Source organism: Actinomadura sp. KC216, from assembly GCF_004348535.1.
Lineage (GTDB): Bacteria > Actinomycetota > Actinomycetes > Streptosporangiales > Streptosporangiaceae > Spirillospora.
The window spans coordinates 1-21,224 of record NZ_SMJX01000090.1 but is presented as its reverse complement, the minus strand read 5'-3'; the positions used below and the strand labels follow the sequence as shown (position 1 = coordinate 21,224).

Annotated in this window: 17 protein-coding genes; 11 read left to right on the top strand and 6 right to left on the bottom strand. The window is 72.1% G+C overall.

All coding sequences use genetic code 11. The features are described from left to right. Positions 1-6: 6 nt before the first annotated feature. Positions 7-1,212: a hypothetical protein gene (locus E1264_RS17680; RefSeq protein ID WP_132174799.1), complete on the bottom strand. Its 1,206-nt coding sequence runs from the start codon at positions 1,210-1,212 to the stop codon at positions 7-9. Positions 1,213-1,443: 231 nt separating this feature from the next. On the opposite strand from E1264_RS17680, the gene E1264_RS17675 reads away from it, so the two are divergent. Further along, a complete protein-coding gene (locus E1264_RS17675) occupies positions 1,444-1,944 on the top strand; it encodes a WYL domain-containing protein (RefSeq protein ID WP_132174797.1) in 501 nt (166 codons plus the stop codon). A gap of 15 nt (positions 1,945-1,959) precedes the next feature. On the opposite strand, the gene E1264_RS17670 is transcribed toward E1264_RS17675, so the two are convergent. Together E1264_RS17670 and E1264_RS17665 are read right to left on the bottom strand one after the other, a co-directional pair. After that, positions 1,960-2,436: a class I SAM-dependent methyltransferase gene (locus E1264_RS17670; protein ID WP_243710995.1), complete on the bottom strand. Its 477-nt coding sequence runs from the start codon at positions 2,434-2,436 to the stop codon at positions 1,960-1,962. 183 nt (positions 2,437-2,619) lie between these two features. Further along, complete coding sequence (locus E1264_RS17665) at positions 2,620-3,750, bottom strand: glutamate--cysteine ligase (protein ID WP_243710994.1); 1,131 nt, start codon at positions 3,748-3,750, stop codon at positions 2,620-2,622. Positions 3,751-3,867: 117 nt separating this feature from the next. Here E1264_RS17665 and E1264_RS17660 point away from each other — a divergent pair, with 117 nt between their 5' ends. Beyond that, the gene (locus E1264_RS17660) at positions 3,868-4,923 is read left to right on the top strand and encodes a dihydrodipicolinate reductase (RefSeq protein ID WP_132174793.1); all 1,056 of its coding nucleotides are present in this window, start codon (positions 3,868-3,870) and stop codon (positions 4,921-4,923) included. Here E1264_RS17660 and E1264_RS17655 read toward each other — a convergent pair. Further along, positions 4,886-5,680, bottom strand: a complete 795-nt coding sequence (locus E1264_RS17655; protein WP_132174791.1) for an alpha/beta hydrolase — start codon at positions 5,678-5,680, stop codon at positions 4,886-4,888. The two genes, E1264_RS17660 and E1264_RS17655, sit on opposite strands and share 38 nt — an antisense overlap. Before the next feature lie 60 nt (positions 5,681-5,740). Continuing rightward, a complete protein-coding gene (locus E1264_RS17650) occupies positions 5,741-7,357 on the bottom strand; it encodes a PucR family transcriptional regulator ligand-binding domain-containing protein (protein ID WP_132174789.1) in 1,617 nt (538 codons plus the stop codon). Between the two features lie 168 nt (positions 7,358-7,525). Between E1264_RS17650 and E1264_RS17645 the strand changes: the two genes are divergently transcribed. From E1264_RS17645 to E1264_RS17630, 4 genes are all read left to right on the top strand, one after another. Next, entirely contained in the window at positions 7,526-8,833 is a 1,308-nt protein-coding gene (locus tag E1264_RS17645; RefSeq protein ID WP_132174787.1) for an aspartate aminotransferase family protein, read from the top strand. After that, on the top strand, positions 8,830-10,338 hold the full coding sequence (locus tag E1264_RS17640) for a CoA-acylating methylmalonate-semialdehyde dehydrogenase (RefSeq protein WP_132174785.1): 1,509 nt from the start codon (positions 8,830-8,832) through the stop codon (positions 10,336-10,338). The genes E1264_RS17645 and E1264_RS17640 overlap by 4 nt, the downstream gene beginning before the upstream one ends. Before the next feature lie 158 nt (positions 10,339-10,496). Next, positions 10,497-10,850: a hypothetical protein gene (locus E1264_RS17635; protein WP_132174783.1), complete on the top strand. Its 354-nt coding sequence runs from the start codon at positions 10,497-10,499 to the stop codon at positions 10,848-10,850. Positions 10,851-11,386: 536 nt separating this feature from the next. Then, complete coding sequence (locus E1264_RS17630; protein WP_132174781.1) at positions 11,387-12,619, top strand: ABC transporter substrate-binding protein; 1,233 nt, start codon at positions 11,387-11,389, stop codon at positions 12,617-12,619. Positions 12,620-12,771: 152 nt separating this feature from the next. Here E1264_RS17630 and E1264_RS45350 read toward each other — a convergent pair whose 3' ends face one another. Beyond that, positions 12,772-13,044, bottom strand: coding sequence for a hypothetical protein (locus E1264_RS45350; protein ID WP_132174779.1), 273 nt, complete (start codon positions 13,042-13,044; stop codon positions 12,772-12,774). Positions 13,045-13,249: 205 nt separating this feature from the next. Between E1264_RS45350 and dxr the strand changes: the two genes are divergently transcribed. The 5 genes from dxr (at position 13,250) to E1264_RS17600 (ending at position 20,881) form a co-directional block, all read left to right on the top strand. After that, entirely contained in the window at positions 13,250-14,485 is a 1,236-nt protein-coding gene (dxr, locus tag E1264_RS17620) for a 1-deoxy-D-xylulose-5-phosphate reductoisomerase (RefSeq protein ID WP_132174809.1), read from the top strand. 51 nt (positions 14,486-14,536) lie between these two features. Beyond that, the gene (locus E1264_RS17615; RefSeq protein ID WP_132174777.1) at positions 14,537-15,739 is read left to right on the top strand and encodes a site-2 protease family protein; all 1,203 of its coding nucleotides are present in this window, start codon (positions 14,537-14,539) and stop codon (positions 15,737-15,739) included. Between the two features lie 134 nt (positions 15,740-15,873). After that, positions 15,874-17,046, top strand: coding sequence for a flavodoxin-dependent (E)-4-hydroxy-3-methylbut-2-enyl-diphosphate synthase (gene ispG / locus E1264_RS17610; protein WP_207935986.1), 1,173 nt, complete (start codon positions 15,874-15,876; stop codon positions 17,044-17,046). 246 nt (positions 17,047-17,292) lie between these two features. Beyond that, on the top strand, positions 17,293-18,951 hold the full coding sequence (locus tag E1264_RS17605) for an alpha/beta hydrolase (RefSeq protein ID WP_207935983.1): 1,659 nt from the start codon (positions 17,293-17,295) through the stop codon (positions 18,949-18,951). A 325-nt stretch (positions 18,952-19,276) separates the two neighbouring features. Then, positions 19,277-20,881, top strand: coding sequence for an alpha/beta hydrolase (locus E1264_RS17600; RefSeq protein ID WP_243710993.1), 1,605 nt, complete (start codon positions 19,277-19,279; stop codon positions 20,879-20,881). The last annotated feature ends 343 nt before the right edge of the window (positions 20,882-21,224 follow it).

The window sequence follows — 21,224 nt, the reverse complement described above, 5'->3', positions numbered from 1 at the left end:
AAGAAGTCAACGCTCCACTCCCTTCGCCCGCGCGTTGATGGCCTGCTGGTATCCCGACAGAGTCACGGTCGCCTTTCGCAGATCGCAGGGGGAGGTCCACAGCAGTTCGCGGGCCTGCTCGTAGATCTGGATCAGCTCGGTGTCCTCGGCGTGGCCGAGTCTCGCAGCCTTCACGCGGTACCCCTCCAGCCGTCCCCGGAGTTCCTCGCGCCGGTCCAGCAGGCCGCGGATCACGCCGGCGGCCTCCCGCGTCCGGTCCAGCGCGTCGTTCGCCGCCCGCTCCAGGCCGGCGACCCGCTGCGCGAGATCGCTCCAGCCGTCGCCCTGCGCCGGACGGGCGACCGCGGCGAGCCGGTCGGCCAGCGCGGCGGACAGCTCGGGCACCTCGGGCAGCGCCGGGTTGACGATCTTGGCGAGGACCTCGTCGCGGACCCGGCGGGCCTCCGCCTCCGTCTCGCGCAGCCGGTCCAGGACGGCGGCGACGGCGCGGACCCGATCGGCGAACCCGTCCCGCAGCCGCTCCGCCTCCTCCAGGCCGCGGCGCACCTCCGCGAGCCCCGCCCGCAGCGCGTCCAGCCGCCCGGTGTCGGCGCGGCCGTCGCGCGCCAGCGCCATCGGGTCGCTCCGCACCACCGCGGCGACGGCGGCGAGGTCGGCGCGGAGCCGGTCGAGCTCCGGCTCCGTCCCGCCCAGGGACTCCAGCAGCTCCTCCGCCGAACGCCGCTCCGCCTCCACCTCGGCGAGCCGCGACAGCAGCGCGGACCAGACGGCGTCCAGCGCCGCGACCGCCCGCGCGGCCTCCTCGTACAGCGGCGTCATCCGCTCCACCGCGGCCCGCAGGGTCAGCTTCTCGCCGGACGGGACGGACAGCAGCGTCCGCCGCTCCAGCGGCACCTCCTCGGCGGGCAGCTCCACCGACGGGCCCGTGAGCAGCCAGGTGAGCTCCTTGAGCTGCGCCTGCCCCGGCTTGGCATGGCGGGCCCGCAGATCCTCGGCGGCGCCGAGCGTGCGCCCGTACACGTCGAACAGGGCCCACAGCGAGGCCAGCCCCGCCCGCACCTCGGACTGCACGCGCCGCGTCTCCCCGTCGAGCGCCGCTCCTTCCAGCAGCTGGTAGCCCTGATGGGCCTCCAGTTCGAGCAGGGCCGCGCTGATGCGCTCCCGCTCGTCGCGGAGCCGCTCAAGCGCCCGGTCCGCCTCGTCTCGGCTCATCGGGGGCCGGCCCACCCGCGCGTCACTCAACGCCGGTCCACGGTCGGCCCATGTTCGCCCCGATTCCCCCACATAGAGCACGTTTTGGAGCCCAAGTTTTCACCATCGAAGGTCGCCTTCTCAACCGCGATCCCGATCATCGTCGGCCGCGGCGCCGAAGCTGTGTCACGTGACGCGAACCGAGCGTCCTCCGCTCTCCAAAATGTCAGTGTTCGAACGTATGATCGAACCATGGCGAACGTTGCGACGCACCCTCAGACCGCCACCACCGCGACCGCCCCGCTCACCGCGGCGGAGATCGCCGCCCTCGCGCTCTCCCTCGCGCACCTCGGCGCCGGCCCGCAGGCCACCACCGCGCGCCGCGCCCTGCACACCCTGCTCGACGCCGCCCCCCACGACGACGTGGTCACCACCACGCTCGCCACCCTCACCCGTCCCCTCGACGGCTCGACCTCCGACCGCGCCCGCGTGATCGCCGCCGCCATCACCGAGCACCGCGTCGTCCGGCTCTGCTACGGCGACGCCGGCGCCAACGTCACGATCCGCGAGGTCGAGCCCGTCACCTGCCTCGTCCACCGCGACCACTGGTACCTCGTCGGCTGGTGCCGCATGCGCCGCGGCGTCCGCGCCTTCCGCTTCGACCGCATCCTCGCCGTCGAGTCCACCGGCCTCCTCGCCCGCCACCGCCGCGCCGACCACTACCTCCCCTTCCAGCGAAGGAAGGCTGTGTAACCCAGGGGCCCGGGCTTAACGGGTGTAGGTGTAGATGCTGTTGACGGCGGGCTGGCCTGTGTAGTGCGGGCCGGCTCCGTCGTCGGCGCCTAGATAGTGGTAGGGCAGTTCTATCTCTCGGTGGCCGCGTAGGGAGATGCGGTGGCGGCGGGGGTCGTAGGTGAAGCCCGCTTCGCGCAGGGCTGTTGTGAGGCGGCGGCCCGCTGGGGCGCCGTCGGGGAGACGGATGCTTCTTGCGTCGAAGTTGGCGATGAGGAGGCCGGTCCCGGTCAGCCAGGAGGCGGCGCGGGTGAGGAGGCCGAGCTTGTCGCCGATGTAGTGCAGGCCGTGCACGCAGGTGATCAGGTCGGACGGGGCGTCCGGCTCCCACGCTGTGACCGAGGCGGTGATCAGCCGCAACCGGGGTGGGGGCGTCCCGGGGACGAAGTGGTCTACCAGGTCGACGCCTGTTATCTCGGCCTCGGCGGGGAGCTCCGCGGTGGCCTCGGCCAGGGCGCGGGCGGTGCCGCAGCATAGGTCCAGCCAGCGGCCGTGGCCTACCTCGGCCAGGACGTCGATGCCAGCTCGCGGGTGTAGGCGGGCAGCGTGCGCTCGCGGTTCATGAGGTTATTGGCGACCACCGGTGAGCGTTCCAGGGCGGTGTCGTCCAGGTGCATGGGGGGATTCTGGCAGCGCTCAGACGGTGATGGTGTGGTGGACGGCGGCTGCCACCACGGACTTCACGTCGCGGGTGCGAGAGTAGATGGCGCGCTGGTACTGGGCGCCGTTGCCTCGTTCTAGGACGGCGTCCAGCATCCTCCTTACCGTGTCGAGGTCGCCTGAGCGGTCCAGGGCCGGGGTCAGGTGGTCGAGGAGCGCGCCGATGACCTGCCGGGCGGGGGCGGCGCAGCGGGTGGACGGGTGGACGAGCTCGTCCCGCAGCCCGGACCGTCCGGCGCGCCACATCGCCAGCCGCATCAGGTCGGCCCGTACCGGATCGGGCGGGTCGCCGTCGCGCCAGGCCTCGGCGGCCGTGTCCACCAGCGCGCGGACGAGGGCGGCCATCAGCACGGCGTCGTCGGCGTTCAGGCACACGTCCGGGACGCGGATCTCCACGGTCGGGTAGTGCCGCGACAGGCGCGCGTCGAAGTAGATCATGCCCTCGTCGAGGAGGGCGCCGGTGGCGAGCAGGGCCTCGACCGTCGTCCGGTACGCCTTGGCCGAGCCGAACAGCTCCGTCGGGCCGCTGGACGGCCACCGCCCCCACACCTGGTGCCGCCAGCTGTCGTAGCCGGTGTCGGTGCCCTGCCAGAACGGCGAGTTCGCGCTGAGCGCCAGCAGCGGCGGCAGCCACGGCCGGATCCGGTCGAGGACGGCGACGCCCTCGTCCGGGGACTCGATGCCGACGTGGACGTGGCAGCCACAGGTCAGCTGGTCGTCCATGGCGGGCCCGTAGGCGACCAGCATCCGCTGGTAGCGGTGCGACGGCGTCAGCGACGGGCGGACGGCGACCGGTGACGTCGCGAGCGCCGCGACCGAGACGCCGACCCCGGCGGCCGACTGCGCCGCCGCCAGCCGCGCCGACCTGACGTGCTCGGAGATCTCGGCGAGCGACGTGCAGACGGGGGTCGCGGTCTCCAGTTGCTCGCGCTGCAGCTCGGTCTCCAGCGTCTTCGAGCGCCGCCCGCCGGTGAGGAACAGCTCGTCGTGGCGCTGGGCGTACCGGATGACGGAACCGGAGACCGCCTGCGGCACGCCGGTCGCGGGATCGACGAGGAGCAGCTCCTCCTCCACCCCGAACGTGCGCGGCCCTGTGCGAAGTGTCACCAGATGGTTGTGCCCGTCCGTGCACCGATGTACGTCCCGCGCGGGGGTCGTCCTGGCGGGAACGCCCTGCTTACAATGCGCGCGCTTGACCAAACGCTTGGTCGAAAATGAGGTGGTATGTCGTATCTTGTCGGCCATTGGTCCGCCGGGCATCGCGGCAGGCGGGCACTGCGGGCGATCATCGAGCATCCGGATCTCGAACTCGCCGGGGTGGTGGTCGGCGATCATCGCGAGGAGGGGCTGGACGCCGCCGAGCTGGCCGGGACCGGCCGCCGCACCGGCGTGCTCGCCGCCGCGGACCCCGGCCCGCTGCTCGCTCTCAGGCCGCACGTGATCAGCTACACGGCCGGTGGTTCGGATCGGCGGGTCGTGGACGATCTGTGCCGCATCCTGGAGTCCGGCGCCGGGGTGGTGACGGACGCCCTGACCCCGATGATCCATCCGGCGTCCGCCGATCAGGCGGTGGTGCGGCGGCTGCGGGCGGCGTGCGCCACCGGCGGTGCCGCCTGCCTCGTCGCCGGTCCCGGGCCCATGGCCGACATGCTGTCGCTGCTGCTCAGCGGCGCGAGCCTTCATCTGGACGCCATCAAGATCACCGAGGTCATGTGCTACGCGCGGAGGGACGAGGTTCGCGAACTCGGCTTCGGCGGGCCGATCGGGCACCGGCCGCCGGTCGTGCGGCCGGGCGCGCCGACGCGGATGTGGGGGCCGATGATCCGGCTCATCGCCGATCAGCTCGCCCTGCCCCTGGACGACTTCGCGGAGACCCACGAGCTGTGCCCCGCGCCCGAGCCGTTCGACGTCCGCGCCGGGCGGATCGCCAAGGGCACGACCGCGGCCCTGCGGTTCCAGGTGTCGGGGATGCTCCGCGGGCGTCCCGTGATCAGCGTCGAGCACGTCGCCCGGCTGCGCGAGGACCTCGCGCCGCACTGGCCCGCGCCGCCGTTCGGCGAACCCGGCGGCTACCGCGTCGAGATCGCCGGGGAGCCGCCGTGGCGGCTGGACGTCGCGAGCCCCGGCGCCGCCGACCCGGCCGTCCCCGGGACGGTCGCGACCGCGCTGCGCCTGGTCAACGCCCTCCCCGCGGTGGCCGAGGCCCACCCGGGGCTGCACACCCCGCTGACCCTGCCGCCGTTCACCGGCCGGCGGCGGTTCCGGCGAGCCACCCGCTGAGCAGCGCGCCCGTCTCGTCCAGGCGGTCGACGTAGAGCATGTGCCCGGCCTCGATCTCGCTGATCGCGAGGCCCGGGCCGAGCGCGGTGCGGCAGTCGACCACGAACTCGGGCCGCACCAGGTCGGCCCGCGTCGCGATCACCAGGTGGGTGGGGAGGCCCACCGGCGGCGGGACGTGCGGCCGCGCCATCTCCGAGTACGCGACGACGATCGCGGCCGGTTCGTAGCGCCAGCGCAGGCGCCCGTCCGGGCAGTGCTGGAGGTGCGCGGCGATCTCGTCGTCCACGGCCTGGTCCGGCGCCTCGGACCAGCGCGCCGCGAGGGCGGCGCGAGCCTCCGGGATGTCGCCCCACGACACCGGCGCCATGTACCCGCGCGCCTCCCTGGCCGCCTTGGCGGGGTCGAGCCCGATCGCCGGGTCGAGCAGGACGAGCCGCCGCACCCGCCGCGGCGCCGCCCGCGCCAGGTGCAACGCGATCATCCCGCCGTAGGAGTGCCCGACGAGGTCGGCCCGCTCGACGCCCTCCAGGTCGAACATGGCCAGGAGGTCGGCGACGTGCTGCTCGACCGTCCACGGCGGCTCGTGCGGCGAGTTCCCGTGCCCGCGCAGGTCGGGCGCGAGGACGGGCCGGTCCGCCAGGTACCGCTCGGCCGTTCGGCGCCAGCGTCCCCCATGGCCCGTGACGCCGTGCAGCAGAACGACCGGATCGCCCGCTGTATCCCCATACCGATGCACATGCAGCGCCGCGTCCGTCATGCACCGCAGCGTAGACGCGCGGGCCGCCGTCGCGGGCCGTCTTCGCCGGACGGCGCCGGGTCAGGAACGTTCCCAGCGGACGGAGCTCAGCGCCAGGAGGGCGACGTGGAAGGAGACGCAGGACTCCACGTCGTCGAGATCGGCGTCCAGCACGCGCTCGATCCGGCGGAGCCGCTCGTAGAAGGCGGGACGCGACAGGTGCGCCTGCTGGGCGGCGACGGCCTTGTTGCGGCCCGATTCGAGATACAGCTCCAGCATCCGGGTGAGGTCGCTGCCGCGCTGGGCGTCGTACTCCAGCAGCGGGCCCAGCTCGCGCTCGACGAAGGTCTGGACGCGGGCGTCGTCGCGGAGGAGATGCAGGAGGCCGCGCAGCCGCAGGTCGGGGAGGCGGTAGAAGAGGCGCGCCCCGGCCGCGCGGGAGGCGACGTCGGCGACCTGCTCGGCCTCCAGGAACGAGCGGCGGACGTCGCGGATCGTCTCGACGACCGACCCGGCCGCCATCACGGTGTCGCCGGACTGCTTGCGGATGCGGGTGGCGACCTCGGTGAGCGCCGTCTCCACGTCGGCGCGGGCGGGCAGCGAGGCGAGGACGCCGACGCGGGCGTGCGGGCCGCCCTCGTCCAGGACGCCGACGAGCGCGGCGAGCCGGGCGTCCTTGCAGGCGGCGGCGGCCGTCTCGGCCAGCGCGGACAGCTCCCCGACCGGCGGCGCCGCGGACTTCGGGCCGCGGTGGCGGAGCACCACGCCGAGCAGCCGGCGGCCCGACAGCGGGACGCCGAGCGCGCGGGCCCGCGCGGCGGCCTCCTGCGGGTCGGAGTAGGCGTGCGCGAGGATGCGGGCGATGATCGTCCCGTGTGCCTGCCGCTCGACGCTCTCGGCGTGCCGGTCGAGGAGGCGGCCGAGGGCGAGGGTCGTGGCGGCCCGCTCGATCAGGACGGTGTCGCGGGCCGACGGCGGCGCGCCGAGGTCGATGATCAGGCGGCCCCAGTCCTCGCCGCGGGCGCCGACCATGGTGACCAGCCAGCCGGACGTCACGTCGTAGCCGGTGCGGCGCCCCGGCCGGACGGCGCGCGAGCGCGTCTCCCACGCCGACAGCAGCTCGGACGGGTCGGCCCCGTTCGCGTCCGCCGCGAGGACCTGGTGGGCGAGGTTCTCCAGCACGACCGGATGCCCGCCCAGCGACGCGACCTGCCGGACGACCTCGTCCGTCGACGCGCCCTCCACCGACAGCTGCGTGAATATCTCGTGGAGCTGCTCGGACGCGCGCAGCTCGGCGAACTGGTCCTGCACGATGCGGGCGTGCACCGACTCGGTGATGTCCACGAACGCGGGCTCGTGGGCGAGGACGATCACCGGCAGCCCGTGGTCTTCGGCGGCGGCGATCAGCGCGGGCGGCAGGACGGACAGGTACCGGCGGCCGAGCTCGATCATCAGCCCGCTGACGCCGACCTCCGCGAGGTCGCTGATGTAGGCGCGGAGGCGTTCGGGCTCGTCCGGCAGCGCGATCCCGGTGGTGAGGACGAGCTCGCCGCCGTGCAGCAGGTGCGCGATGTCGGTGACCTCGGCGACGTGCACCCAGCGGACCCGGTTGCCGGTACGGTCCGCGCCCGCGACGACGTGCGGCTGGCCGCGGCGGACCGCGTCGAGCTGGAGGACGTCGTCGAGTGTGGGCAGCATCACCCGTGATCCTATCCGGACAGAATGTCAATACCGGTGATCGCACCGTTACAGCCTGCTCGATCGACGGGCTTCGCCCGGTGCCTCCCAGCAGAGCGTTAACGGGACGTCGAGGGTCCTGACACTCTGCGGGTTTCCCGGCTGTCCCGGTCCAACGAGACTGGAAGCATGTCGGAACACGCGAATCTGCTCAAGCGCCACCGGGCGGTCATGCCGTCCTGGGTCGCGCTCAACTACCAGGACCCCATCGAGATCGTCGGCGGCAAGGGCAACCGCGTGACCGACGCCGAGGGGAAGGGCTACCTCGACTTCTTCACCGGGATCCTCACGAACATGCTCGGGTACGACGTGCCCGAGGTGAGGGACGCGGTGGAGCGGCAGCTCGCGACGGGCGTCGTCCACACGTCCACCGCGTACCTCCTGCGGGGGCAGGTCGAGCTGGCCGAGAAGATCGCCCGGCTGTCGGGCATCCCGGACGCGAAGGTGTTCTTCACCAACTCCGGGACGGAGGCCAACGAGACGGCGCTGCTGCTCGCCGCGTACGCGCGGCGCAGCCCGCAGGTCCTCGCGATGCGGCAGAGCTACCACGGCCGGTCGTTCGCCGCGACGGGCGTCACCGGCAACCGGGCCTGGACGAACGTGTCGTTCTCGCCGCTGGACGTCCACTTCCTGCACGGCGCCGACCGGCAGCTCCCGCAGTTCGCGGGCATGACGGACGAGCAGTACACCGACGCGTGCGTGCAGGACCTGCGGCACGTCCTCGCCACCGCGACCAGCGGCGACGTCGCCGCGCTGATCGCCGAGCCGATCCAGGGCGTCGGCGGGTTCACGATGCCGCCGGACGGCCTGTTCGCCGCGTACAAGAGCGTCCTGGACGAGCACGGCATCCTGCTCATCTCCGACGAGGTCCAGACCGGCTGGGGACGGACGGGCCAGAGCTTCTGGGGCATGGGCAACCACGGCGTCGTCCCGGACATGATGACCTTCGCCAAGGGCCTCGGGAACGGGTTCGCGGTCGGCGGCGTCGTGGCGCGCGGCGACCTGATGGACGGCCTGCACGCCGTCGGGATCTCCACGTTCGGCGGCAACCCGATCTCGATGGCCGCCGCGAACGCGACCCTCGACTACGTCCTGGACCACGACCTCCAGGCCAACGCCGCCAAGCAGGGCGCGACGATCATCGGCGGGCTCGCGTCGGCCGCGGACCGGCTGCCGATCGTCAGGGACGTCCGCGGCAAGGGCCTGATGTTCGCGGTCGAGCTGGCCGACCCCGGCACCGGCGAGCCGAGCCCGCCGCTGGCCGCGGCGGTGATGGAGGCGGCCCGCGAGCGGGGGCTGCTGATCGGCAAGGGCGGCCTGTACGGCAACGTCGTGCGCATGGCCCCGCCGATGACCCTGACCGACGCCGAGGCCGCCGAAGGTCTCGGCATCCTGATCGCTTCGCTTGAAGCAGTGAACGAGGAAGCCACCCGATGAGCCACGCGAGCAAGCACGTCACGCACTGGATCGGCGGGAAGCCGTTCGCCGGGGAGGCCGAGCGGCGCGGCGACATCTACGAGCCCGCCTCGGGGCGCCTCGCCGGGACGGTCGACTTCGCCGCGCAGCCCGAGGTCGACGCGGCCGTGGCCGCCGCGAAGGCCGCGTTCCCCGGCTGGCGGGACGCCTCGCTGTCGAAGCGGACGGGCGTCCTGTTCAAGTTCCGCGAGCTGGTGAACGAGCACCGCGGGGAGCTGGCGCGGCTGATCTCGTCCGAGCACGGCAAGGTCGTCTCGGACGCGGCCGGTGAGGTGGCCCGCGGCCTGGACGTCGTGGAGTTCGCCTGCGGCATCCCGCACCTGCTCAAGGGCGGGTTCTCGGAGAACGTGTCGACCCGGATCGACGCGTACTCGATCCTGCAGCCGGTCGGCGTCGCGGCCGGGATCACGCCGTTCAACTTCCCGGCGATGGTGCCGATGTGGATGTTCCCGGTAGCGATCGCGTGCGGGAACACGTTCGTCCTCAAGCCGTCGGAGAAGGACCCGTCGGCGTCGGTCCGGCTCGCCGAGCTGTGGGCCGAGGCGGGCCTGCCGGACGGCGTGTTCAACGTCGTCCACGGCGACAAGGCCGCGGTGGACGGGCTGCTGCACCACCCGGACGTCAAGGCGGTCAGCTTCGTCGGCTCCACCCCGATCGCCCGCTACATCTACTCGACGGCGGCGGCGAACGGCAAGCGGGTGCAGGCGCTCGGCGGCGCGAAGAACCACATGCTGGTGCTGCCGGACGCCGACCTGGACCTCGCCGCCGACGCGGCCGTGTCCGCGGGGTTCGGCTCGGCGGGGGAGCGGTGCATGGCGATCTCCGTGGTCGTCGCCGTCGACCCGGTCGGGGACGAGCTGATGGCCAAGATCAAGGAGCGGGTCGCCAAGCTCAAGGTCGGCCCCGGTGACAACCCCGAGTCCGAGATGGGCCCGCTGGTGACCCGGGCGCACCGCGACAAGGTCGCGTCGTACCTGGACAGCGGCGTCGCGCAGGGCGCCACGCTCGCCGTCGACGGCCGCGCCCCCGAGGTGCTCGGCGGCGCCGGGGACGGGTTCTGGCTCGGCCCGACCGTCCTCGACCACGTCACCCCGGAGATGGACGCCTACAGGGACGAGATATTCGGCCCCGTGCTGTCGGTGGTGCGGTCCGGCTCCTACGAGGAGGCCATGGAGCTGATCTCGGCCAACCCGTACGGCAACGGCACCGCGATCTTCACCAACGACGGCGGCGCGGCGCGCCGGTTCCAGAACGAGGTCGAGGTCGGCATGGTCGGCGTCAATGTGCCGATCCCCGTGCCGATGGCTTACTACTCCTTCGGCGGCTGGAAGGACTCACTGTTCGGTGACAGTCACGCGCACGGGATGGAGGGCGTCCACTTCTATACCCGCACGAAGGCGGTCACCTCACGCTGGTTGGACCCCAGTCACGGAGGGGTGAACTTGGGCTTCCCGACCAGCGGTTAAACCCGCTCGCGCGATCAGTTCTCGTCGGTTCTTTTCGTCTCGCCGCGGCGGACGAATAATGCCAACATCCATTGACGGCCTGTGTGTCGGGGGACACAATCTGACTGTCTCAAATAATGGAGACGAATTAAAAAGTCAGTGTGCAGGAGAGTCGCGCTATGGCCGCAGCCGACCACGCAGCAGAGGTGGACGCGCTCGGCAGGCGATTTCCGGGCTGGACCATTTGGTTCGGCCCCTTCACGGGCCACTGGTGGGCGCTGCCGCCGAAGGACCGCGACGTCGGCGACTTCCTGGAGGCCGATACCCCGCAACGGCTGATCGCACGGATCGAGGTGGTCGAGCGCACCGCACCGAAACGACCCGCGACCCGGCACGGCCGGTCCCGGCCGTTCCGCCGCGACCCCCGGCCCGACGTGCGGCGTCCTTCGAATCTCCTCCGTCTCGAAGGCGTCACACCGTCGCCGTCCGGCCGGGTTCCGGCGACCGCGTGGCCAGGCAGCACTGCAAGGTGATCCGCTGTTCCCCAACCTCGCCACGCCCGCCGGTGCCGCCGCGGCCCCGGGAAGGGCGGCAGTCCGCGCCATATCCCTCTCCAGCAACCTCCGTGTATGGCGCGGACGCCAGCACCCGCCGCCCCCCGGGGTCGCAGCGTTTCTCCATTAACAACCGGTCCGAAACTTATCGGACTGAAACTTTCTGGCCGTAATCGGTGGTGGAATCGCGCGCCGGAGGCGGCCTAATAGGACAGCATCTGCTTACCGTTCGGCGACGTGACGAGAAAGGCGCGGATCGCCGTCTTCGGCGGTCATCGACCGTTCCACCGCAATTCGGAGGGGGAGGCGCCGGACACCGGCGATGAACTCGTGCGCGGTCGCCGGGGCGGACGGGAATGGCGGTTCCGGCGGATCCGGAACGGAGCGCGAAGCGCCCTTGCGGACGGGGCAGGCCGTCCCCGCGCTCCCGGAGACGCTACGCTGCGCCGACGGGAGATCCCCCGCGCGCGAGGCCGGGAGGCGGGGGTCCCGGGCACGGATTCGGGGAGCGACACATGCGGGTGAGGGCCACGAGGCGGGTGAAGGTGGGCGCGGCCGTGGTCGCCGCGCTCGCGCTGGCCGCCGCCGGCCTCGGCGCGTCCGCCGGCGGTGACGACGACGAGGAGCCGGTCGGCGTCGCCCAGGTGGCGAGCACCCTCGGGCCCGGCGAGGGCATGCTGAACCTCCTCACGCTGCCCGGCGCCACCGAGAGCGGCAGCACCGACCCGCGCGTCGACTGGGTCACCCCCTTCCAGGAGCGGACCGGCTGCAAGGTCGGCCTGAAGGTCGCCAAGTCGCCGGAGGAGATGGCCGACCTCATGCGCGACCCCGACCGCCGCTACGACGGCGTCGCCGCGCCGCCCGAGGTCGCCGGGCGGCTCGTCGCCGAGAACCAGGTCGCGCCCATCAACACCGACCTCGTCGACGGCTACAAGAAGCTGGAGCCGAAGCTGCGCGGGCAGCTCAAGCGGGACGGCAAGTACTACGGCATCCCGTACGTGTGGGGCGTGAACCTCCTCATGTACGACACCAGGGCCGTCCCGCAGCCGGGGAGCTGGGCCGCGCTGTTCGACCCCGGCCAGGCCCGCCGGAACTCCGGGAAGATCGTCATGCGCGACAGCCCGCTGGCGATCGCCGAGGCCGCGCTCTACCTCAAGGGCAAGCAGCGCAAGCTGAAGATCCGCGACCCGTACTCGCTGACGCCGAAGCAGCTCGCCGCCGCCGGGCGCGTCCTCGTCGCGCAGCGCCCGCACGTCGAGCGGTACTGGGAGCGGCCCGCCGAGGCCGTCAGCGCGTTCGCCGGCGGGCGGGCCGTCCTGGGCCAGGCGTGGCCCTACCAGGTGGACGTCCTGAACCGCGCCTCCAGGCCCGTCCAGGGCGTCATCCCGTCCGAGGGCGTGACCGGCTGGATGGACGCCTGGATGATCGGCGCGCGGGTGCAGCACCCGAACTGCATGTACCAGTGGCTGCAGTGGACCGCGTCGCCGGACGTCCAGCAGCAGGTGGCCGAGTGGACCGGGGTCGCGCCCGCCAACCCGCAGGCCTGCTCGGGCGACCGCCTCAAGCCGGGCTTCTGCGCCGCCTACCACGTCGGCGACCGCGACTACCTCGACGACATCGCGTTCGCGCACGCCCCGTCGAAGGCGTGCGGCAGGTGGGAGAAGCCCGGGAAGTCGGAGTCGGAGAAGGACGGCTGCACCGACTACGCCGAGTGGACGAAGACGTGGATCACGTCCACGAAGCTCTAGCCGGTCAGAGTTAGGGCAGGGGCGGGCCGGAAAGGTCTCTCCGGCGCGCCCGGCCGCCCCCAGCCGGGCGCGCCTGTGGGGTGGTCCCGGACTTCCCCCCGAACGTCCGGGTCACCCTTCTCCCTGGAGAGACCTCCTCGACGACGGCGCCGTCATGCGGAAGGGGCCGTCGTCATCGCCGGCGGCCGCTCTCCGGCCGGCCGTCCGGCATGCGTGCGCGACTCCCGCGAGCCCCGCCGTGCGCGGGGTACCGGCGGGGCGGGTGCGCAGTCGTCGCACGCGAACACCCCGGTCGAATCCGGCAGGCGGCCGACGCGGACGCGCGGCCGAGGCCACTTCTTGCGGCAGACGACGCACGCGTCTCCCAGGCGCTGGGCTGTGGTCAGCCCGCCCGGGTCCACGGTCGGCTCGTCCGTCTGGCCCATGTCCCCATCCCCTTGGCGGGAGTCGACGTCACGTACCCCCTTTATAGGCCGGGAAGGGTGTTGTCACCCTTGGCGCAGGTGAAAAGGGCGGCAAAGCCTCAGGTGTCGCCCGGCGGGGGCTCTGGCCAGGGCCTATGCGGGTCGGCGCCGCCGTGCCGGAGACGGCGCGTGCGGCCGGGCCGCGATGGCCGACAATGGTCGGGTGATGTCTCCGTCAAACCCCGACGCGCCCGCCCGCGAGCTGGTCGTGCTCGGCTCCACCGGTTCGATCGGCACGCAGGCGCTGGACGTCGTCCGCCGCAACCCCGGCAGGTTCCGGGTGGCGGGGCTCGCCGCCGGCGGCGGGCGGGTCGGGCTGCTGGCCGAGCAGGCGCTGGAGTTCCGGCCCGAGGTCGTCGCGGTCGCCAAGGCGTCCGCCGCGCAGGAGCTTCAGCTCGCCTTCTACGCCGAGGCCAAACGGCGCGGGTACGCCTCCGGCGACTACCCCATCCCCAAGATCGTCGCGGGTCCGGACGCCGTCGCGGAGACCGCGGCGTGGCCGTGCGACGTGGTGCTGAACGGGGTGACCGGCGCGCTCGGCCTCGCCTCCACGCTCGCCGCGCTGGACGCCGGGCGGACGCTCGCGCTGGCCAACAAGGAGTCGCTCATCGTCGGCGGCCCGCTCGTCAAGGGGCGGGCACGCCCGGGGCAGATCGTCCCCGTCGACTCCGAGCACTCGGCGCTCGCCCAGTGCCTGCGCGGCGGCACAGCGGGGGAGGTGCGGCGGCTCGTGCTGACCGCGAGCGGCGGCCCGTTCCGCGGCCGGAGCCGCGCCGAGCTGACCGGCGTCACCCCCGAGGAGGCCCTGAACCACCCGACCTGGGACATGGGGCCCGTCGTCACCATCAACTCCGCGACGCTCGTCAACAAGGGCCTGGAGGTCATCGAGGCGCACCTGCTGTTCGACGTCCCGATGGACCGGATCGAGGTCATGGTGCACCCGCAGTCGGTGATCCACTCGATGGTGGAGTTCACCGACGGCTCCACGCTGGCGCAGGCCAGCCCGCCCGACATGCGGCTGCCGATCGCGCTCGGCATGGACTGGCCCGACCGCGTCCCGGACGCCGCGCCCGGCCTCGACTGGACGAAGGCGCATACCTGGGAGCTGTTCCCGCTCGACGGCGACGCCTTCCCGGCCGTGGCCCTCGCCCGCCGGGCCGGTGAGCTGGGCGGAACGTTCCCCGCCGTTTACAACGCCGCGAACGAGGAATGTGTGGACGCGTTCCGCGCGGGACGCCTCCCGTTCCTCGGGATCGTCGACACGATCGCGCGGGTCGTGGACGAGCACGCGACCGAGGAAGGGGAGGCCCCGGGCACGGCCGGGGAGCTGACGCTGGACGGCGTCCTCGCGGCCGACGGATGGGCGCGGATCAGGACCCGGGAACTGACCGGAACCGACTGAGACCCCGGAGGCCCCGCCTCGCCCGCCTCCGGACGAGCCCGAGGAGACCCGATGGCCTTCCTGCTCGGCGCGGTGGCGTTCGTCGTCGCGCTGCTGCTGTCGGTGATGCTCCACGAGGGCGGCCACCTGCTCCCCGCCAAGCGGTTCGGGATGAAGGCCACGCAGTACTTCGTGGGTTTCGGGCCGACCCTGTGGTCGACGCGCCGGGGCGAGACGGAGTACGGCGTGAAGGCGATCCCGCTCGGCGGCTTCGTCAAGATCGTCGGGTACACGCCGCTGGAGGAGATCGACCCGGCGGACCGCCCGCGCGCGTTCTACCGGCAGCCCGCCGGGCGCCGCGCGATCGTGATCGTGTCCGGCGTCGTCGTGAACTTCGTGTTCGCGTTCCTGCTGCTCATGGTGATGGCGATGACGGTCGGCGTCCCCCAGTCCGGCACCGTGACCAGCACGGTCGACGAGGTGACGCCGTGCGTGCCCGCCGGGCCGCGGGCCGCGTGCGAGGACGGCCGTCCGCGCTCGCCCGCCGCGGCGGCGGGGCTGCGCGCGGGCGACCGGGTCGTCTCGTTCGACGGCACGCCCGTCGCGGACTGGGACGAGCTCACCAAGGCCATCGACAAGGCCAAGCCCGGCCAGACGGTCCGGCTGGTCGTGCAGCGGCCGGGCGCCCCGCAGCCCGTGACGCTGCCGGTCAGGCTCGCGGACGTGGACGGGCAGCCGTTCGTCGGCATGTCCGCGAAGGTCGTCGGCGGCGGCTACGACCGGGCGGGCCCGATCGGCGCGACGGCGTTCGCCGGGCGCGCGCTCGGCCGGACCGTGGCGGGCATCGGCGAGGTCGCCGTGGACCTGCCGTCCGCCGTCCCGAGGCTGTTCTCGCCCGAGCGGGAGAGCTCGCCCGGCGGCCAGGTCGGCAGCGTGGTCGGCGCGACGGACGTGTCCGGCCAGATCTTCGCCTCGGACACCAACTCGACCCGCGACAAGATCGCGCTGTTCCTGTCGCTGGTCGTGTCGGTGAACATCTTCCTCGGGGCGCTGAACGTCCTGCCGCTGCTCCCGCTGGACGGCGGGCACCTCGCGGTGGTCGGCTACGAGCGGGCCCGCGCGGCCGTCAACCGGAGGCGCGGGCGGCCGGATCCGGGCACGGTCGACATGACCCGGCTGCTGCCGCTGACCTACTTCGCCGTGCTGGTGCTCGTGGGGCTCGGGGTGCTGCTGATCCTCGCAGACGTGTTCAATCCGCTGAAGCTACCGGAATGACACAAAATGTTTACCTAGAGTAGTTGAACGGTCACACCTGTGGATGCCGGGCGGCGTCCCCTCCGCCGCCCCGGGCACTTAGGCTTTGTATCGGGGCCGCGAGTCAGAGGAGAGGGATGAGCGTTTCACTGGGAATGCCGGGCGTCCGAGGCGAGGACGGCGGGCCGCCGCCGGGGCTGAGCACGCCGCGCCGCGCGTCCCGGCAGATCATGGTCGGGAGCGTTCCCGTCGGGGGCGACGCCCCGATCTCGGTTCAGTCGATGACCACCACCCTCACCGCCGACGTGAACGCGACGCTGCAGCAGATCGCCGAGCTGACCGCGGCCGGGTGCCAGATCGTCCGGGTGGCGGTGCCGTCGCAGGACGACGCCAACGCGCTGCCCGCGATCGCGAAGAAGTCGCCGATCCCCGTCATCGCCGACATCCACTTCCAGCCCAAGTACGTGTTCGCCGCGATCGACGCGGGCTGCGCCGCCGTCCGGGTGAACCCCGGCAACATCAAGAAGTTCGACGACAAGGTCGGCGAGATCGCCCGCGCGGCGGCCGACGCGGGCGTCCCGATCCGGATCGGGGTGAACGCCGGGTCGCTCGACAAGCGCCTGCTGGAGAAGCACGGCAAGGCCACCCCGGAGGCGCTGGTCGAGTCGGCGCTGTGGGAGTGCTCGCTGTTCGAGGAGCACGGCTTCCGCGACATCAAGATCTCGGTCAAGCACAACGACCCGGTCGTGATGATCGACGCGTACCGGCGGCTCGCCGCCGCCTGCGACTACCCGCTGCACCTCGGCGTGACCGAGGCGGGCCCGGCCTTCCAGGGCACGATCAAGTCGGCGGTGGCGTTCGGGGCGCTGCTCGCGGAGGGGATCGGCGACACGATCCGGGTGTCGCTGTCGGCGCCTCCGGTCGAGGAGGTCAAGGTCGGCCAGGCGATCCTGGAGTCGCTGGGGCTGCGCAAGCGCGGCCTGGAGATCGTGTCGTGCCCGTCGTGCGGGCGGGCGCAGGTCGACGTGTACACGCTCGCCGAGCAGGTCACGGCCGGGCTGAAGGACTTCCCCGTCCCGCTGCGCGTCGCGGTGATGGGCTGCGTGGTGAACGGTCCGGGCGAGGCGCGCGAGGCCGATCTCGGCGTCGCGTCCGGCAACGGCAAGGGGCAGATCTTCGTCAAGGGCGAGGTCGTCAAGACCGTCCCGGAGTCGCAGATCGTGGAGACGCTGATCGAGGAGGCGATGCGCATCGCCGACGAGATGGGCATCGAGATCGGCGAGGACGGATCGGTGTCGGGCCCCGGCGCCGACGTCGTCGTCACCTGACACGAACCGGACGAAGCGAACGGCCAGGGCCCCGGGTGGAAACCCGGGGCCCTGGCCGTTCTGCGTGAGGTCTCGGTGACGGTCCGGATCGGGAACGTTCTTGCTGATCACGAAGTTCCGTTGATCTTGTCACGATTCCGCATCCACTCGTGATGGGGCCTGTCCGGCCGCCGTCCGGGACGCCACAATCTTCACTCATTTACCCGTTTGTCCGACTCAACCGGAGTCGGCATGTTAGGGGGATTTGTGAAGAGGATCGTTGTCGTGGCCGCCGTGGCCGGCCTCGGTCTCACCGGCCTGGGCGCCACGAGCGCGCAGGCCGCGAGCCCCTCCGCCGGATCGGCCGGAGGCTACAACCCCGCCTCGCTCGACTGGCACGCCTGCCCGGCGGACTTCGTCAAGACGGTGCACGACCTCTACGACGTCATCTACCCGGTCTCCAAGATCGTGCAGTGCGCCGAGCTGTCGGTCCCGCTGGACTACGCCAAGCCGTACGGCAAGAAGATCACGCTGCAGCTGACCAGGACGCCGCACACCGGCAAGGGCCCGGCCAAGGGCGACATCGTCGTCAACCCGGGCGGTCCCGGCGGCGGCGGCGCGCTGTTCGGCCCGCGCGTGTTCGCGCAGAACTCCGCCCCGATGCGCGAGGCCTACAACGTGATCGGGTTCGACCCGCGCGGCGTCGGCATGAGCGTCCCCGCCCTCACCTGCGACCCGAACTACGGCCACGCCCCGCGCCCCGACTACGGCACCGGCGACCGCGAGTCCGTCCGCACGTGGCTGAAGCTCACCAAGGCCTACGCCGAGAGCTGCGCGAAGAACGACAAGATCGGCCTGCTGAACCACATCAAGACCATCGACTCGGTCCACGACGTGGAGTCGATCCGCCGCGCGCTGGGCAATGACAAGCTCGACTGGTACGGCGCCTCCTACGGCACCTACCTCGGCTCCGCGTACGCGACCGTGTACCCGAAGAACGTCGACAAGATGGTGCTGGACGGCAACGTCGGCCCCTCCGACGTCTGGTACGACGCCAACCTCAACCAGGACGTCCAGTTCGACAAGAACTTCGAGTACTACCTCGGCTGGATCGCCAAGTACGACTCGACGTACAAGCTGGGCAAGAAGCAGCGCGAGGTGCGCGACTTCTTCTACGACCTGCGCGCCAAGCTGAAGAAGCATCCGGTCCGCTACACCGACCCCGACAGCGGCCAGACCCTCGCCGTCGGGCCGGACGAGCTGACCGACGGCATGCTGAACACCGCGTACCGGCGCAGCCAGGCCGTCTGGCACGGCTACGCGGCCGGGCTGGCGGCCTACAAGGCGGGCGACACCGCGACGTTCGCGCTGACCTTCGGCGGGCCGACCAGCGGCGGCGTCCCGGACAACGGCAACGCCGTCTACCTCGCCGTGCAGTGCACCGACGTGCAGTGGCCGCTGAGCTGGAAGAAGTGGCAGCGCGACAACGACCGGATCCACCGCAAGCACCCGTTCGAGACGTGGGGCAACGCCTGGTTCAACGCGCCGTGCCTGTTCTGGGGCGCGAAGGCCGGTGAGCCGGTCGACATCGGCCGCACCCGCGACCTGCCGGACAACATCCTGATGTTCCAGTCGACCCACGACGCGGCCACCCCGTACGCGGGCTCGCTGGACATGCAGCGCCGGCTCAAGGGCTCGCGCCTGGTCGTGCAGGACGGCGACCGCACGCACTGCATCGTCCACCGCGGCTCCGCCGAGGTGGACGCCTACTTCGACGCGTACTTCCTGCGGGGAGAGCGTCCGAAGGAGCGGACGGTCCACGTCCCGCAGCTGGGCGACCCGACCCCGCCGGCGCAGGCGTCCGCCAAGACGTTCGCCGACGGGTCCCTGACGGCCGCGCGCCTGAAGGCGGACATCATCCGCTGAGACACCTGAGTCAGCGCAGACGGCCGGTGAGCCTGACGGCCGGCTGTTGGTGCGGGCCCCGGGGGAGCGACCCCCCGGGGCCCTCGCACGCTGGGTGGACGGGCGGCGAACGGGCGGGGCGAACGGTCCGCAATATCACGAAGTTCCGCTGATCTTGTCACGATTCCGCATCCACTCGGACGGGGCTCTGCCGCCATAACCGACATACCCGTCAGAATCTCCACGCAGTTCGCATCCGCTATGCATCGGCGTGGCTCCCCCCACCCGCGTCCGGCCCCCTCGGCCCGCGTCCGGGCTCCCGGAGCCGCCGATCTGAGGGGGTCAGGTGAAAAGGATTCTTCTCGTCACGGCCGCCGCGGCCGTGGCGGTCGGCGGCACCGGCGCCGCCGTCTCCGTGGCCGCCGACACCGGGCGGCCGAGCGCCGCCACGGTCGCGGCCACCGGCAGCATCGACTGGGGGAAGTGCGAGGTCAGCGGCCCGGACGACCCGATGAACAGGGCGCAGTGCGCCCAGCTCGAGGTCCCCCTCGACCACGACCGGCCGTACGGCCGCAAGATCTCCATCGCGGTGTCGCGCTTCAAGCACACCGACGAGAAGAACTACCGGGGCGTCCTGTTCGTGAACCCGGGCGGTCCCGGCGGCTCCGGGCTGGCGTACGCGCCCGCGCTCGCCAGGTGGATCGGCGGCACCGGGCACGCCGACGTCGCCGCCAAGTACGACATCATCGGCTTCGACCCCCGCGGCGTCGGGTCCAGCAAGCCCGCGCTGACCTGTGACCCGCACTACTCCGACCCGATCCGCCCGGACTACGTCCCCGGCTCGTGGAAGGAGGAGCAGGTCTGGATCGCCAAGTCGAAGAAGTACGCGCAGGACTGCGCGAAGAAGTTCGGCTGGCTGCTGCCGCACATGCGCACCACCGACGCCGCGCGCGACGTCGACGCGATCCGCGCCGCGCTCGGCCAGAAGAAGATCAACTGGTACGGCTTCTCCTACGGCACCTACCTCGGCGCCACCTACGCCACGCTGTTCCCGAGCCGCGTGGACCGCTTCGTGATGGACGGCAACGTCAACCCGAAGACCGTCTGGTACGACGCCCAGCTCGAACAGGACAAGGCGTTCGAGCGGAACATGAAGTCCTGGTGGGCCTGGACAGCCAAGTGGGACTCGGTCTTCCACCTCGGCAAGACCGGGAAGGACGTCGAGGCCAAGTACTACGAGGTCCGCGCCGCGGCGAAGAAGGCCCCGATCGGCGGCAAGATCGGCCCGTCCGAGCTGGACGACATCGTCCTGTCCGCCGGCTACAACACGGGCTACTACATCCCGTTCGCGCAGATCCTGTCCATGTGGGTCAACGACGACGACCCCTCGGGCCTGCTCGACTGGCTCAGCCCGGGCGGCGACGACAACGGCTTCGCCGTCTACAACGCCGTCCAGGCCGCCGACGCCAAGTGGCCGCGCAGCTGGAACAAGTGGCACAACGACGCGGTCAAGCTCCACAAGCAGGGCTACCGGTTCAACACGTGGAGCAACGTCTGGTTCAACGCCCCGATCGCGTTCTGGCCGTTCAACGGCGGGCCTGAGCTCAGGCTGAAGGGCGACAAGCGCCTGCCGGGGATGCTGCTCGTCCAGTCCACGCAGGACGGCGCGACGCCGGTCGAGGGCGGGCTGGAGATGCACAAGGTCTTCCCGTCCTCGCGCCTGGTGTTCGAGCTCGGCGGCAAGACCCACTCCAACACCCTCAACGGCAACGCATGCCTCGACGACAAGGTCGCCGCGTACCTCGACACGGGTGCGCTGCCGGGGAGCCGCCGCGGCCCGGACGCCTACTGCAAGGCCGTCCCGGAGCTGAACGACCCTGACCCCACGGCGATGCGGACCAAGGCCGCCGGTCCCACCGCGGGCAAGGACCTCCCGGTCGGACGCCCGTGACCCGCTGATACGCAGCGCTTGAACGCGCAGCACGCCGAACCGTGGCGTGCCCCCGGTCTCGCGCCGGCGGGCACGCCACGCTTCGTTTCGCGACGCCGTTCGGCGCGACACGTCCCCTTCGGTCAGGAATCGCGCGATATCGGAGTTCGCGCTGCTCACGGCGTCCCTCCGATAGAAAGCCGGGGTGCTGAACGACGCTGGAACCAGGGCCGCGGCCGCGACGGCCGCCGCCGCACTCACGCTCGGGATCGCGGCGCTGGGAGCCCCCGCCGCGGCGAACCCCCTGCCCGCCCCGAGGCCCGCCGCGCCCGACGGGCCCGTCGCCGCGCTCACCGGGCCCGTC